The sequence below is a fragment of the Streptomyces endophyticus genome (genome assembly GCF_035798155.1).
Lineage (GTDB): Bacteria > Actinomycetota > Actinomycetes > Streptomycetales > Streptomycetaceae > Streptomyces > Streptomyces endophyticus.
Genome location: NZ_JAOZYC010000186.1, coordinates 1 through 14,113, shown reverse-complemented (window position 1 = coordinate 14,113; position 14,113 = coordinate 1). Strand labels below are relative to the sequence as shown.

At 71.2% G+C, this 14,113-nt stretch carries 13 protein-coding genes; 8 read left to right on the top strand and 5 right to left on the bottom strand.

Translation table 11 applies throughout. The features are described 5' to 3' along the window. The first annotated feature begins 18 nt into the window (after window positions 1-18). Entirely contained in the window at window positions 19-1,695 is a 1,677-nt protein-coding gene (locus tag OKJ99_RS37600) for an LCP family protein (RefSeq protein ID WP_326022891.1), read from the top strand. Between the two features lie 58 nt (window positions 1,696-1,753). On the opposite strand, the gene OKJ99_RS37595 is transcribed toward OKJ99_RS37600, so the two are convergent. Continuing rightward, window positions 1,754-2,797: a glycosyltransferase family 2 protein gene (locus OKJ99_RS37595; RefSeq protein ID WP_326022890.1), complete on the bottom strand. Its 1,044-nt coding sequence runs from the start codon at window positions 2,795-2,797 to the stop codon at window positions 1,754-1,756. A 124-nt stretch (window positions 2,798-2,921) separates the two neighbouring features. On the opposite strand from OKJ99_RS37595, the gene OKJ99_RS37590 reads away from it, so the two are divergent. Beyond that, the gene (locus tag OKJ99_RS37590; protein ID WP_456115206.1) at window positions 2,922-4,394 is read left to right on the top strand and encodes an LCP family protein; all 1,473 of its coding nucleotides are present in this window, start codon (window positions 2,922-2,924) and stop codon (window positions 4,392-4,394) included. 58 nt (window positions 4,395-4,452) lie between these two features. Here OKJ99_RS37590 and OKJ99_RS37585 read toward each other — a convergent pair whose 3' ends face one another. Next, a complete protein-coding gene (locus OKJ99_RS37585) occupies window positions 4,453-4,992 on the bottom strand; it encodes an acyl-CoA thioesterase (RefSeq protein ID WP_326022888.1) in 540 nt (179 codons plus the stop codon). Window positions 4,993-5,100: 108 nt separating this feature from the next. Between OKJ99_RS37585 and OKJ99_RS37580 the strand changes: the two genes are divergently transcribed. The 3 genes from OKJ99_RS37580 to OKJ99_RS37570 are packed head-to-tail and all read left to right on the top strand — an operon-like array spanning window position 5,101 to window position 7,867. Beyond that, window positions 5,101-6,348, top strand: a complete 1,248-nt coding sequence (locus tag OKJ99_RS37580; RefSeq protein ID WP_326022887.1) for an LCP family protein — start codon at window positions 5,101-5,103, stop codon at window positions 6,346-6,348. 19 nt (window positions 6,349-6,367) lie between these two features. Then, complete coding sequence (locus tag OKJ99_RS37575; protein ID WP_326022886.1) at window positions 6,368-7,111, top strand: SDR family NAD(P)-dependent oxidoreductase; 744 nt, start codon at window positions 6,368-6,370, stop codon at window positions 7,109-7,111. 12 nt (window positions 7,112-7,123) lie between these two features. Beyond that, window positions 7,124-7,867 (top strand): SAM-dependent methyltransferase, encoded by a 744-nt coding sequence (locus OKJ99_RS37570; protein WP_326022885.1) that lies wholly within the window; start codon window positions 7,124-7,126, stop codon window positions 7,865-7,867. 37 nt (window positions 7,868-7,904) lie between these two features. Here OKJ99_RS37570 and OKJ99_RS37565 read toward each other — a convergent pair whose 3' ends face one another. Beyond that, on the bottom strand, window positions 7,905-9,062 hold the full coding sequence (locus OKJ99_RS37565) for an acyl-CoA dehydrogenase family protein (RefSeq protein ID WP_326022884.1): 1,158 nt from the start codon (window positions 9,060-9,062) through the stop codon (window positions 7,905-7,907). 192 nt (window positions 9,063-9,254) lie between these two features. Here OKJ99_RS37565 and OKJ99_RS37560 point away from each other — a divergent pair, with 192 nt between their 5' ends. Beyond that, on the top strand, window positions 9,255-10,580 hold the full coding sequence (locus tag OKJ99_RS37560; RefSeq protein WP_326022883.1) for a UDP-glucose dehydrogenase family protein: 1,326 nt from the start codon (window positions 9,255-9,257) through the stop codon (window positions 10,578-10,580). A 91-nt stretch (window positions 10,581-10,671) separates the two neighbouring features. On the opposite strand, the gene OKJ99_RS37555 is transcribed toward OKJ99_RS37560, so the two are convergent. Further along, window positions 10,672-11,178: a CGNR zinc finger domain-containing protein gene (locus OKJ99_RS37555; protein ID WP_326022882.1), complete on the bottom strand. Its 507-nt coding sequence runs from the start codon at window positions 11,176-11,178 to the stop codon at window positions 10,672-10,674. Between the two features lie 87 nt (window positions 11,179-11,265). Here OKJ99_RS37555 and OKJ99_RS37550 point away from each other — a divergent pair, with 87 nt between their 5' ends. Both OKJ99_RS37550 and OKJ99_RS37545 read left to right on the top strand, forming a co-directional pair. After that, window positions 11,266-11,628: a VOC family protein gene (locus tag OKJ99_RS37550; RefSeq protein ID WP_326022881.1), complete on the top strand. Its 363-nt coding sequence runs from the start codon at window positions 11,266-11,268 to the stop codon at window positions 11,626-11,628. A 23-nt stretch (window positions 11,629-11,651) separates the two neighbouring features. Continuing rightward, window positions 11,652-12,038, top strand: a complete 387-nt coding sequence (locus OKJ99_RS37545) for a VOC family protein (protein WP_326022880.1) — start codon at window positions 11,652-11,654, stop codon at window positions 12,036-12,038. Between the two features lie 292 nt (window positions 12,039-12,330). Here the strand turns inward: OKJ99_RS37545 and OKJ99_RS37540 are convergent, their stop codons facing one another. Then, entirely contained in the window at window positions 12,331-13,485 is a 1,155-nt protein-coding gene (locus OKJ99_RS37540) for a dipeptidase (RefSeq protein WP_326022879.1), read from the bottom strand. Between the last annotated feature and the right edge of the window lie 628 nt (window positions 13,486-14,113).

Here is a 14,113-nt window from a genome sequence, read left to right as displayed (position 1 = left end):
GGGAGGGCGGGGTAGGACATGGGGCGAGGCACTGTGCGTGGGGAGCGCATACGGCAGCCTGCCGGGCGGGGCGAACCACCGGAGAAGGCGTCCGACCTGGGGTGGGACGACAGCCTGTACGAGGATGCGCCGGGCGGGGACGACGCGGACAGCCGCGGTCGCACCACCCGCAGCAGGCAGCGTGCGGCCGTCCGGCCGCGCCGCCGCAGACGACGAATACTTCGCTGGACCGCGAGCATTCTCGCGTTCCTGATAATCGGCACGGCCGGCGCCGGATACCTCTACTACCGGCATCTGAACGGCAACCTCAAGACGGGCAAGCTCAATCTCGGCGAGCACAAGGTCCCGGAACCGACGCCGAACGCGGCGGGCCAGCGCCCGCTGAACATCCTGCTGATCGGCTCCGACAGCCGGAACACCAAGGAGAACCTGAAGCTCGGCGGGCACAAGCAGAGCGTCGGCTCCGCCCCGCTGGCCGACGTACAGATGCTGCTGCACCTGTCGGCCGACCGCAGCAACATGTCCGTGGTGAGCATGCCGCGCGACACCCTGACCAGGCTGCCCCAGTGCACCGACCCGAAGTCCGGCAAGGTGTACGCGGCGACGGTCTCCCGGCAGATGGTGAACACCTCGCTGGCCCGCGGCGGCCCCGGCTGCACGGTCGCCACCTGGGAGGAGATGACCGACATCCACATCGACCACTACATGATGGTCGACTTCTCGGGTGTCGTGTCGATGGCGGACGCGATCGGCGGCGTACCGGTCTGTGTCAACGCCAACGTCCACTCCAGGAACAGCTCGGGCGAGGGCTCGGGCCTGAAGCTGAGAAAGGGCACGACGTCCGTCAAGGGCGAGCAGGCCCTGCAGTGGCTGCGGACCCGGCACGGCTTCGAGGACGGCAGCGACATCGCGCGCGCCAAGGCGCAGCACATGTACATGAGCTCGATGGTGCGCGAGCTGCGCAAGAACGCGACGTTCAGCCACCCGGCCAAGCTGCGCACGCTCGCCGAGAAGGCGACGAACGCGCTGGGCGTCGACGACGGCCTCGACACGGTCAAGAAGCTGTACGACCTGAGCAACGAGCTGAAGCGGCCCGCGCCGAAGCGGATCACGATGACGACGATGCCGTTCGTGTACGAGGGTGCGCGCGTGGTGCCGAAGGAGAACGACGCCGACGCGCTGTGGCGCCTGCTCCGTGACGACATCGCGCTCGACGGCAAGGACAAGGCCGACAAGGAGAAGCCGAAGGACGAGACGTCCGACGATCCGGCCGCGGCCGACGGCAAGATCGCGGTGCAGGTGCGCAACGGCACGCGGACGGCGACGACACCTGCGGCGCCCGGGCGGGCCGCGCAGGTGGCGCAGGCCCTGACCGCCGAGGGCTTCACGCAGGCGGTCCCGGACCAGGCGCAGTCCCTCGTCGAGGACAGGACGGTGATCCGCTACCCCTCGGCCGATCTGGAGGGCGACGCCCAGGCGGTCGCCAAGTCCCTCGGGATTCCGCTGAGTTCGGTCGAGGAGTCGACGGAGGTGTCCGGGGTGACGCTGATCGTGGGCGCCGACTGGAAGACGGGCACCGCCTACCCGAAGTCCACGGACGACGAGGACGCGGGCAAGGCACTGGACAAGGAGCAGACGCAGAACGGCGCGGACGACTCCAAGTGCATGAAGGTGGAACCGGGTTACACCTGGTAGCTCCTACGAGAACGGGGCGCGGGAGTCGAACTCCCGCGCCCCGTAGGAAAACTGACGGTCAGTTGACCGCGGGCTCCTGCGGCACGGCCGGCCTGCGCGAGGCGATGACCTTCTTCGCGAGCGACTTCGGGCTGGTCAGAAAGCCCCAGCCCCACGTCATGTGCATCGTGGCGAGCGCGACGGGGATCTGGGCGCGCGCCTTCAGCGGCAGCCCCTTGCCCGCCGGGATCGAGCCCGCGACGATCGCCGCGAGGTAGCCGCCGGGGATCACGAAGCCCCACGGCGTGAGGGCGGCGCCGACCACGACGCCCGCCGCGATCGCGCACACGGCGGTCGGCGGGGCGAGGTAGCGCAGGTTGATCGAGCCGGAGTGGAAGCGGGCGACGACGTGCCGCCAGCGGCCGTAGTTCCGGTACTGCTTGGCGAGCTCCCTGACACTCGGCCGGGGGCGGTAGTCGACCAGCAGGTCGGGCGAGAACCAGATGAGGCCGCCCGACTCGCGGATCCGGAAGTTCAACTCCCAGTCCTGGGCGCGGATGAACTCCTCGTTGTAACCGTCGAGCTTCTCGAGCACCTCGCGCCGGAAGACGCCCAGATAGACCGTCTCGGCCTGCTGCGCCTCGCCGCCCGTGTGGAACGCGGCGTTGCCGACGCCGATCTTCGAGGTCATCGCGGCGGCGACGGCCTGCTCCCAGGCGTTGGTGCCCTGGGCGTGCATGATGCCGCCGACGTTCATCGCGCCGGTCTCCTCCATGAGGCGGACCGCGGTGGCGATATAGCCGGGCGAGAGCGCGGCATGGCCGTCGACGCGGACGACGATCGGATGGCGGGAGGCCTTGATCGCGGCGTTCAGGGCGGCGGGGGTACGGCCCGTCGGGTTCGGCACCGTGGACACCTTGGGGTGTTCGGCGACGAGCCGCGCGGCGACCTCGTCCGTACGGTCGGTGGAGGGGCCGAGGGCGAGCACGACCTCCATCTCGCCGTCGTACTCCTGCGTCAGGATCGCCTCGACGGCCTCCTTCAGATGCCGCTCCTCATTGAGGATGGGCATGATCACGGAGACGGCCGGGAGCTGCGTTGCAGAGTTGGCGGTTGCGTTCATCGCGGCTCACGTTACCGCTAATGGGGGAACCGGTCGCGCGCCGCCGAGTCGCTGCCGCGGGCAGCAGATCGTATCGACCTACTGTGCTCGCGTCCCACGCCCACTGTCGCGGAGGTGTCCCCCGGTGCCCACGCCGCCCCGCTCCCCCGACCGTCCGCAGCGGCCTTCCCGTCCCCGGGGACAGGCCCGCGGGCCCGGTCGGCCGCCGCTCAGGAAGAAGTCCCGGTGGGCCATGCGGGTGGCGACGGCGCTCTCGGTGACGGTGCTCGCCGCGGCCGGCGTCGGGCACGCGCTCGTCACCGGCATCGACGCCGGGATCCACCGGATCGACCCCTTCAAGGACATGAAGAACCGGCCCGCGGCCGGCGACGGCATGAACGTGCTGCTCGTCGGCACCGACGGCCGCGACAAGATCAGCGAGGAGCAGCGCCGGAAGTACAAGCTCGGCGGCGCTCCCTGCCACTGCACGGACACCGTGATGATCGTGCACATCTCGGCGAACCACGAGCGCGCCTCCGTCGTCTCCCTCCCCCGCGACTCGTACGCGGAGATCCCGGCGCACACCGACCAGAACAGCGGCGAGAAGCACCACCAGCACCCCGTGAAGCTGAACGCGGCGTACGCGGAGGGCGGGCCGCAGCTGACGCTGCGCACGGTCGAGCACATGACGAAGGTGAAGCTCGACCACTATCTGGAGGTCGACTTCACCAGCTTCATGAAGACGGTCGACGAGCTCGGCGGCGTCGACATCTGCACGGCCTCCCCGCTCAAGGACTCCTACACCGGCCTCGATCTGGATACCGGCACGCACCGGCTGAACGGCGGGCAGGCCCTGCAGTACGTGCGGGCCCGGCACATGGACAGTGCGGGCGACCTCGGCCGGATGCAGCGCCAGCAGCGGTTCATGGCCGCGCTGATCTCGAAGGCGACGTCGTCGGGCGTGCTGCTCAACCCGGTCCGGTTCCGCGGTGTCGCCCGTACGTTGCTCAGCTCGGTCCGCGCCGACAAGGGCTTCGGGTCAGACGAGATGATGGACCTGGCGCGGGCCATGCGGAACTTCTCGCCGTCGTCCTCGGAGTTCACGACCGTGCCGATCGGGAACATGAGCTATCCCGTGCCGAACATCGGCTCCACGGTGAAGTGGGACGACAAGAAGTCCGCGGCGCTGTTCAAGGCGCTGCGCGAGGACAAGCCGCTCGCTCCGCACCGGCCGAAGGCGAAGAAGGCGGCCGTGGTCGACGTCGCACCGAACGAGATCCGCGTCCAGGTCGAGAACGGGACGGCGTCCTCGGGGCTCGGCAAGAAGGTCGACTCCGCGCTGAAGAGGACGGGGTTCCGGACGACCGGGGCGCCCGTCAACGCGGACGACCTCACCGCGAAGCGGACGACCGTGCTGTACGACCCCGGGTGGGACCGGTCGGCCAAGTCCTTGGCGGAGTCCCTGCCGGGGGCGGAGATGAAGCCGGTGGACGGTCTTGGGCCGACGTTGAAGGTTCTGGCCGGGGCGGACTATGAGGGGGTGCGGGCGGTGCGTGCGCAGGACGCTGACGCTGGGTCGTACGGGGCGGTTACCGGGGACCAGGTTGTGTGTGGGTGACCTCTTGTTGCGGTCGGTCGGGGTTGCGGTCGCGGGGCTCTGCCCCGGACCCCGCGCCTCAATCGCCGGCGGGGCTTGAATTACGCAGTTCCTTGATTGCGCGGCGCTTTGCCAGGCGGTGTTGGCGGCGGATTTGGGCTTCCTGGTAGCGGCGGCGGTCGCGGTCGGTCTCCGGTTCGACCGGGGGGACCGTGCGGGGCTTGCCGTCCGCGTCGACCGCCGCGAAGACGAGGTAGGCCGAGCCGACCTGCTGTGCGGGGGCCGACTCGTTCCAGCGCTCGGCGAGGACCCGCACGCCGACCTCCATCGACGTGCGCCCCGTCCAGTTCACCTGCGCCTTCACGTGCACCAGGTCGCCCACGCGCACCGGCTCCAGGAAGGCCATCTCGTCCATGGAGGCCGTGACCGCAGGTCCGCCCGAGTGTCGACCGGCCACGGCGCCCGCCGCGTCGTCGACCAATTTCATGATCACGCCACCGTGCACCGTGCCGAGGAGATTGGTGTCGTTGTGCGTCATGATGTGCGACAACGTCGTGCGGGAAGCGGAAGTCGGCTTGCCCGGAATATCCGATTCCGCGCCGTGGGCCTGGTCTGTCATGCCACCAACCTTATGCGCGCGCCGAATGTGTTAGCTCTGCAACAGCACGGGTGCGATTTCCCTTCAGGGCTTGTAAGGCACGTATTCGAGCACTGCACACTGAGCCCTATGAATGATTGGCCCGACGGGCGGAGCGACAGGCAGGGCGGCGCGGGCCGCGGCGGATACGGCCGTGGCAGCGGCAGTGCACGCCCCGAAGACGCCCGTGTCATGCGACACGTGCAGCGTCCTGTCCCGCAGCAGCAGCCTCCGCCGCCCGCGTACGACGACGGGTACAACACGGGCCAGGTCTACGGCCAGCCGGGCGGCCGGGGCCGGGGTCCCGGCTTCGACGACGGCGGCGACTACGGGCCGCCGACCGGCCGCCCGGTGCGGCCCCCCAACTGGGGCAAGCGCATCAAGCGGACCGTCCTGGCCGTGGTGGTCGTGGTGGTCGTCGCGAGCATCGGCACGTACTTCTGGGCCGACTCCAAGCTGCACCGCGACGTCGACCTGTCGAAGGTCATCGACCGGCCCGAGGCGGGCGACGGCACGAACTACCTGATCGTCGGCACCGACAGCCGCGAGGGCATGACCGCCGAGGACAAGAAGAAGCTGCACACCGGCTCCGCCGCGGGCAAGCGCACGGACACGATGATGATCCTGCACGTCGGCTCGGGCGGGGACACCCTCGTCTCGCTGCCGCGTGACTCGAACGTGGAGATCCCCTCGTACAAGGGCGCCGAGTCCGGCAAGACGTATCCGGCCACCGGGCGTCAGACGAAGCTGAACGCCACGTACGCGGAGGACGGTCCGACGCTGCTCGTGCGCACCGTCGAGTCCAACACCGGACTGCACATCGACCACTACGCGGAGATCGGCTTCGGTGGCTTCGCGAGCATCGTGGACGCGGTCGGCGGCGTCGAGATGAACCTGAAGGAGGGCTTCAAGGACAAGTGGTCCGGGGCCGACTTCCAGAAGGGCAAGCAGACCCTGGACGGCCAGCAGGCCCTCGCCTTCGTCCGCACCCGGCACGCCTTCGCCCAGTCCGACCTGCAGCGCACCAAGAACCAGCAGCAGTTCCTCGGGGCGCTCGCGCACAAGGTGTCCTCGCCCTCGACGGTCCTGAACCCGTTCACGCTGTACCCGACGATGGGCGCGGGTCTCGACTCGCTCACCGTCGACAAGGACATGAGCCTGTGGGACCTCGGCAAGATGTTCATGGCGATGAAGTCCACCAACAGCGGTGACGGCAAGTCCATGAACATGCCGACGAGCGGCAGCGTCGGCGGCAACCTGCTGTGGGACAAGGCCAAGGTCAAGCAGCTCGTCGACCAGTTCAACAACGACGAGAAGGTCACGGTCTCCAGCGACTGACCGACGCCAGGATGTCGTCATGGCATCCGCTCTCGTTCTCGGTGCCGCCGGTGGTGTCGGCCGGGCTGTCGTGGCCCGGCTCGCCGCCGGCGGTTCGCATGTGGTCGCGGTCGACCTCGACCCGATGGTGTGTCAACTCCCGGGTGTGCACGCAGCGTTGGCGGGCGACGCCACCGAACCGGCCGTCATCGGGCGGGCCTTCGACGTCGCCCCCGAGCCGCCCTCCGTGCTCGTGCACGCGCTGCTGCACGAACTGCGGGCGCCGCTCGGCGAGTTGACCCCGGCGCAGTGGCACAAGGTCTTCGACGTCGGGCTCGTCTCCGCCTGGCAGGCCGCCGCCGAGCTGGTGCGACGCAAGGGCGCGGGGCCCGCGTCCGTGGTCCTCGTCGGCTCGGTGCACGCGCACGGCGCCGCCCCGGACTGCGCCCCGTACGCCGTCGCCAAGGCCGGTCTCGGCGCCCTCGCCCGCGCGGCGGCCACCGAGTGGGGGCCGCTCGGCGTGCGCACCAACGTCGTCGAGCCCGGCTTCGTGCCCGTCGAGCGCAATGCCCACCGCTGGCGCGACCCGGCCGCACGCGCCCGCGTCGAGGCCGACTACCCGCTCGGCCGCCTCTGCTCCCCCGAGGAGATCGCCGACGTCGTCGCCTTCCTGGCCGGGCCCTCCTCCAGTTACGTCAACGGGGTCTGCCTGCCCGTGGACGGCGGCTACCTCGCGGCGCTACCGGAAGTCACCAAAGCCGATGCGGCGGGCCCCCGCTCCTGACACGCTGCGCCCGTGCATCGCGAAGAGATCTCCCGCATCGCCCACACCGACCACCCCATCAAGGCGCCGCTCGGCGACGACTCCGTACGCGAGTTGCTGCGCCACGCCCTGCCCCGCGGCGACGAACGCGTCCTCGACCTCGGCTGCGGCCCCGCCGAATGGCTGCTGCGCGCCCTCGCGACGCATCCGGGCGTCCGGGCCGACGGCGTCGACCTGGACGAGAGCTCCCTGGCCGAGGCCCGCGAGCGGGCCGAGGCGGCGGGCGTGGCCGACCGGCTCGCGCTGCACCACAAGGCGGCCGAGGACTTCACGCCGGAGAAGCCGTTCGACGCGGTGCTCAGCGTCGGCGCCGCGCACGCCTTCGGCGGCCTGCTGCCCACGCTCGACGCGGCCCGCGCCCACCTGGCTCCGGGCGGCCGGGTCGTGATCGGCGACGGCTACTGGGAGTCCGCCCCCTCCCCCGAGGCCGTGGAGACGCTCGGCGACTTCGCCGACCTGGCGACCACCCTCGACCGGGTCGCCGGGGCCGGCTGGACCCCGGTCGCGGCGCACCTCAGCACCCGGCACGAGCTGGACGCGTACGAATGGTCCTGGCTCGGCTCCGTCGCGAACCGGGCCCTCGACCACCCGGAGGACCCCGACAGCGCCGAGCTCCTGGAGCTGGTCGACGCCCGCCGCACCGAGTGGCTGCGCGGCTACCGGCACTCCTTCGGCTTCGCCTGCCTGGTGCTGCGCAGGACGCACGAAGGCCCCTGATCCGTGCGGGTGATCAGGGGCCTCGGCGCGAGCGGCGTTACGGCAGGTTGCGCGCCATCACGATGCGCTGGACCTGGTTCGTGCCCTCGTAGATCTGGGTGATCTTGGCGTCGCGCATCATGCGCTCGACCGGGTAGTCACGGGTGTAGCCGTAGCCGCCGAGCAGCTGGACGGCGTCCGTGGTGACCTCCATCGCGACATCCGACGCGAAGCACTTGGCGGCGGCGCCCTGGAAGGTGAGGTCGCTGTCGCCGCGCTCCGACTTGGCCGCGGCCTGGTACGTCAGGGCGCGGGCGGCCTCGATCTTCATGGCCATGTCCGCGAGCATGAACTGGATGCCCTGGAAGTCGGCGATCGCCTTGCCGAACTGCTTGCGCTCCTGGACGTAGCCCTTGGCGTAGTCGAGGGCGCCCTGCGCGACACCGAGCGCCTGCGCGGCGATGGTGATGCGGGTGTGGTCGAGGGTCTTCATCGCCGTGGCGAAGCCGGTGCCCTCGGCGCCGATCATGCGGTCGGCGGGGATCCGCACGTTGTCGAGGTAGACCTCGCGGGTCGGCGAGCCCTTGATGCCGAGCTTCTTCTCCGGGGCGCCGAAGGAGACGCCCTCGTCGGACTTCTCGACGACGAAGGCGCTGATGCCCTTCGAGCGCTTCTCCGGGTCGGTCACGGCCATCACCGTGTAGTACTCGGACTCGCCGGCGTTGGTGATCCAGCGCTTCACGCCGTTGAGGATCCAGTGGTCGCCGTCGCGCACCGCGCGGGTCTTCATGCCCGCGGCGTCCGAACCCGCGTCCGGCTCGCTCAGGCAGTACGAGAACATGCCGTCGCCCTTGGCCAGCGGGCCCAGGTACTTCTTCTTCAGCTCCTCGGAGCCGGAGAGGATGACGGGCAGCGAGCCCAGCTTGTTCACGGCGGGGATCAGGGAGGACGAGCAGCAGACGCGCGCCACCTCCTCGATCACGATGACCGTGGCGAGCGCGTCGGCGCCGGTGCCGCCGTAGGCCTCCGGTACGTGCACCGCGTGCAGGTCGGCCGCGGTGAGCGCGTCGAGTGCCTCGCGCGGGAAGCGCGCCTCCTCGTCCACCGCTGCGGCGAACGGGGCGATCTTCGCCTCGGCCAGCGCACGGATCGACTCGCGGAGCATGTCGTGCTCCTCGGACGGGCGGTACAGGTCGAAGTCAGCCGTTCCGGCCAAGGTCTCTCACGCTCCAAGCCACGCTTCTACTGATGCTAATTACCGTTAAGTAACCCGAATCTTAGGTCGCGGCCCACTGCACGGATACGTGAGCTATGCGACAACGGTGAAGTTGCCCGGTGGGGCGCCTTCACATGCCACGGCTATGCTCGGCAGCGCCCTGAAGCACCCACACCTCTGGAGCCCCCCGATATGGCCCTCAAGATCACCGTGATCGGCACCGGCTACCTCGGCGCGACACACGCCGCAGCCATGGCCGAGCTCGGCTTCGAGGTGCTCGGCCTGGACGTCGTGCCCGAGAAGATCGACATGCTCACGCGGGGCGAGGTCCCGATGTACGAGCCGGGCCTCGAGGATCTCCTGCGCCGGCACGTCTCGGGGTTCGAGGGTTCGAGCGGGCGGCTGCGCTTCACGATGGACTTCGCCGAGGCCGGCGAGTTCGGCGACGTGCACTTCGTGTGCGTGAACACGCCGCAGAAGCACGGCGAGTACGGCTGCGACATGAGCTACGTCGACGCCGCCTTCAGCTCGCTCGCGCCGCACCTCAAGGAGGGCGCGCTCGTCGTCGGTAAGTCGACCGTGCCGGTCGGCTCGGCGGACCGGCTCACCGGACTGCTGCCGCAGCACGCGGAGTTGGCGTGGAACCCGGAGTTCCTGCGCGAGGGCTTCGCCGTGAACGACACGCTGCACCCGGACCGGATCGTGGTCGGCGTGAACAGCGACAGGGCCGAGGAGCTGCTGCGCGAGGTGTACGCGAAGCCGCTCGCCGAGGGCACGCCGTTCATCGTGACGGACTACCCGACGGCCGAGCTGGTGAAGACGTCGGCGAACTCCTTCCTCGCCACGAAGATCTCCTTCATCAACGCCATGGCCGAGGTCTGCGAGGCGGGCGGCGGCGACGTCGCGAAGCTCGCCGAGGCCATCGGCTACGACGAGCGGATCGGGCACAAGTTCCTGCGGGCCGGGATCGGCTTCGGCGGCGGCTGCCTGCCCAAGGACATCCGGGCGTTCATGGCGCGCGCCGGTGAACTCGGCGCCGACCAGGCCCTGACCTTCCTCCGTGAGATCGACTCCATCAACATGCGGCGCCGCGGCGCGATGGTCGAGATGGCGCGCGAGGCGCTCGGCGGCGGGGCGTTCCTGGGCAAGCGGGTCGCCGTCCTCGGCGCCACGTTCAAGCCCGACTCCGACGACGTACGGGACTCCCCGGCGCTGAACGTCGCCGGCCAGATCCACCTCCAGGGCGGCCAGGTCACGGTCTACGACCCCAAGGGCATGGACAACGCGCGCCGCGTCTTCCCGACGCTCGGCTACGCGGACTCGGCGCTCGACGCGGTGCGCGGCGCGGACATCGTGCTGCACCTCACCGAGTGGCGCGAGTTCCGCGAGCTCGACCCGGCGGAGCTCGCCAAGGTGGCGACGAGCCCGGTGCTCCTGGACGGGCGCAACGCGCTGGACAGCTCGCTGTGGCGGGCGGCCGGGTGGACGTACCGGGCGATGGGACGCCCGTCCGCGTAACGCTGTTCCGAGGTACTGCTTCTGTTCCGAGGGACTACTTCGGTTCCGAGGGACTACTTCTGTTCCGAGGGACTACTTCTGTTCCGAGGGACTACTTGGCGCGATAGCGCCGCATCTTCGCCCGGGCCCCGCAGACCGCCATGTCGCACCAGCGACCGCGGCCCGCGGGGCTCCGGTCGTAATACGCCCAGTGGCAGTCCGTCGCCTCGCAGGCCTTGAGCCGTGCCCAGGTGCCGTCCCCGCGCGCCTCGGCGATGGCGGCCGCCACGAGACCGGCCAGGGAGTCGCCGCGCACCGGGACGAGGCTCGCCGCGCCGTCCCGCTCGTCGACCGCCACCCGCAGCGGCGCCCGCGCGAGCAGCTCGCCCAGCGGGGTCACGGTGCGGTGCGGCGGGTGGCCCGCGTGGGCCAGGCAGGCCGCGCGCAGCGACTCGCGCAGTTCGCGCGCCTCGTCGAGCCCACCGCCCGCCGCGATGCCGAAGCGCTCGCGCGTCTCGGCCCGGTCCAGCGCGTCCTCGCCCGTCGTGATGTCGAGCAGCGTGTTCACCAGGTCCTCGATCAGGGCGAGGCCGCCGGGTGCGGGTTGGCGGGCGTTCATGGTTGCGACGTTACCCCCAGTGCGGGAGTATGCAGTAACGCCGAAGTTACCTGTTAACCCCGAATAGGGGTAACACGAGGAGGCATCATGCCCATCGCACAACTCGGAGTCGTCGTCCTGGACTGTCCGCGGCCGCGCGAGCTGGCGGAGTTCTACGCCGCCGTGCTCGGCGGCAGCATCACCGGGGCCGAAGAGGACTGGGTCGACGTGGCAGCGCCGGGCGGCCACCGCCTCGCGTTCCAGCAGGCGCCCGGGTACGTGGCCCCCTCCTGGCCCGCGCCGGACGCGTCCCAGCAGTTCCACCTCGATCTGACCGCGGAGGACCTGGACGCGGCCGAGAAGGAGGTGCTCGCGCTGGGCGCCACGGTGCTCGACGCGGAGGACCGCTCCCGCAGCTGGCGGGTTTACGCGGACCCCGCGGGGCACCCGTTCTGCGTCTGCGCCTCCTGAACCTTCCGACCGAGGGAGCCGTCATGGCCTTCGCGAAAATCGGCACCGTCGCCTACGACTGCCCCGACCCGCTGGCACTCGCCGAGTTCTACGCGGCCGTGCTCGGCGGGGAGATCGAGAACTACGAGGGCAAGGGCTACTGGTACAACCTGGACCCGCCGGGTGGGCAGCGGCTCTCCTTCCAGCGCGTGCCGGACCACAAGCCCCCACGGTGGCCCGCCGCCGACCACGACTCGCAGCAGCTCCACCTCGACCTGGACGTGACGGACATCGAGGCAGCGCAGGAGAAGATCCTCGCCCTCGGCGCGGTGCCGCTCGACCTGGACGACGAGAACGGCGCCCGCGACTTCCGCGTGTACGCGGACCCGGCGGGGCATCCGTTCTGCTTGATCCGTCCGGATGCGGGCTAGGGCCTGTCGTCAAACTCCCGTCGTCGCCCGAAGGGCGGCGCCGCGGCGTCTGGGGCGTGCGATCGCAAGGCGCCGGAAGGTCCTAGAAGGGGGTCCCCCCTGCTCCTTAAGAGCTTGGGGGAGGAGCTGCTCGGACTTTTCGGCAACGCCGCGAGCGCGCGTGCCAGGCGTCGCGGCGCAGACGGGAGATTGACGACAGGCCCTTGGCCCCTTCTGACGGATCAGGCTGGACGCGGACGGCGTCCACGTGCGGTGCCGACTCCAGCAAGGTCCGTCAGAAGGGCCCAAGGTTCTACGGTTCGGGGGTCGCGGTCGACGGTCCGCGGCGGTGTTGCGCGGCGCGGGAGACGAACTCCGTGCTGCGCAGCACCCGTTCGGCGTTGCCCCAGGTGAGCAGGGCGAGGTCGGCGTCGGTCCAGCCGCGGCCCTGGAGTTCCGCGATCAGGGCCGGGTAACCGGCGACGTCGGGGAGGTCCTCGGGGTGCGCGTCCCCGGTGTCGTACGTCCCTGACAGGCCCACCGACTCGGGGCCCGCGAGGCCGCGCACATGGTCGACGTGGTCGGCCACGTCGCGCAGGGCGGGGCCCGTGCGGTCCGCGGAGCACGGCACCAGGCACAGCCCCCTGCTCTCGCCGAGTGCGGTGAGGAGGTCGTCCGGGGCGTTGCCGGGGTGGTGGTTCAGGGCGCGGGCGCCGGAGCGGGTCAGGGTGACCGGGGCCTTGGAGACGGCGAGGACGCGGGTGGCGGTGGCGGCCGATGCGCCGGTGAGGTCGATGAGCATGCCGAGCCGGTTCATCTCCCGTACGACCTCTTCGCCGAACCGGTTCAGGCCGTCGTCCGACGCCCATGACGTGCCGCTCAGCGTGAGGGCGCGCAGGCCGAGGGCGTGCAGGGAGCGCAGCGTGCCGAGCGAGTCCGCCGCCGCCGTGGCCGGGGCCGGGCCGATGAGGACGGCGATACGGCCGTGGGCGCGGGCGTCGGCGGTGTCCGAGGCGGAGCGGGCGAGGCGGAGGTCCTCCGGGTGGCGGGCGACGACGTTGGTGATCAGGTCGATCTGTTCCAGCGTCGTGGTGACCGGGGCGTCCGGGGCCACGTGGGGTGCCCACAGCTGCGCGCCGGTGCCACCCGCGCGCAGCCTCGGCAGGTCGGCCTCCACGGCGCTCTCGCCCAGCTCCAGGTCGTACCAGGGGAGGGTGCGCAGAACCTGCGGGAGGCCGCAGTACCCGTCGGCCACGGGGTGGCGGGCGAGGAGGTCGTGGGGGGCGGTGTGGGACGCGGGTGTGGGAGCCGCGGGTGTGGGGGTCGCGGGTGTGGGGGGCGCGTTGCCCGCGTCGGCCGGGACATGGCCTGCGGGCGCGGGTCTCGCGACGTCGGCGGGGGCGGACCTGGCGGCTTCCAGGTCGCCCGCCTCGGCGGGGGCGGTGAGTTCGTCCTGCAGGTCTGCCATGGCAGGGCTCCGGACGTCGGTGGGACAGTCGTTCGGACCACCGTTGCACGCGGCACGAGCGGGGTCTCGGCGAGCGGTGCCGTTCGGGTGGGCGGGGGTGTGGTTGCGCGGCGCCGGGGCCCTGGCGGGAGTGTCGGCGGGGCCCAGGCCGTTGTCTTTTGGGCGCGGCACGCTTTGGGGCTTCGGGGCTTCGGCCCGACCGGGTCCGGGTGCGGTAGCCGGGGCCCGGCGCTGTACCGGGGCCCGGCGCCCGCCGCGACGACCACGACCGGAATCGGCACCAGCCGCCCGTCCGACCGACTGAGCCCGTCCCCCGCCCATCTCCCACCCGCCCGCCCCCTCCGGGGGCTTCGGCCCGACCGGGGCCCGGACCTGTACCGGGACCCGGACCCGGACCGGCGCCTGCCGCGACGACCGCGCGGCACCGGGGCTCCGGGCTTTCCTCGGGGCGACGTCGGAAGCGACGGGTACGCGGCACCGGCGGCCGCCTTGCCCACCCTGCTGCCCGGCCAGACGCGGGCGAGAGGCACGCGCCCGCAGGGCGACGAGGGCTGGAGCACAAGCCCGCAGGGCCCGGGGGGCCGGGGGGGGACCTGGGGCCGGGGGGACCTGGGGGACCTGGAGGTCC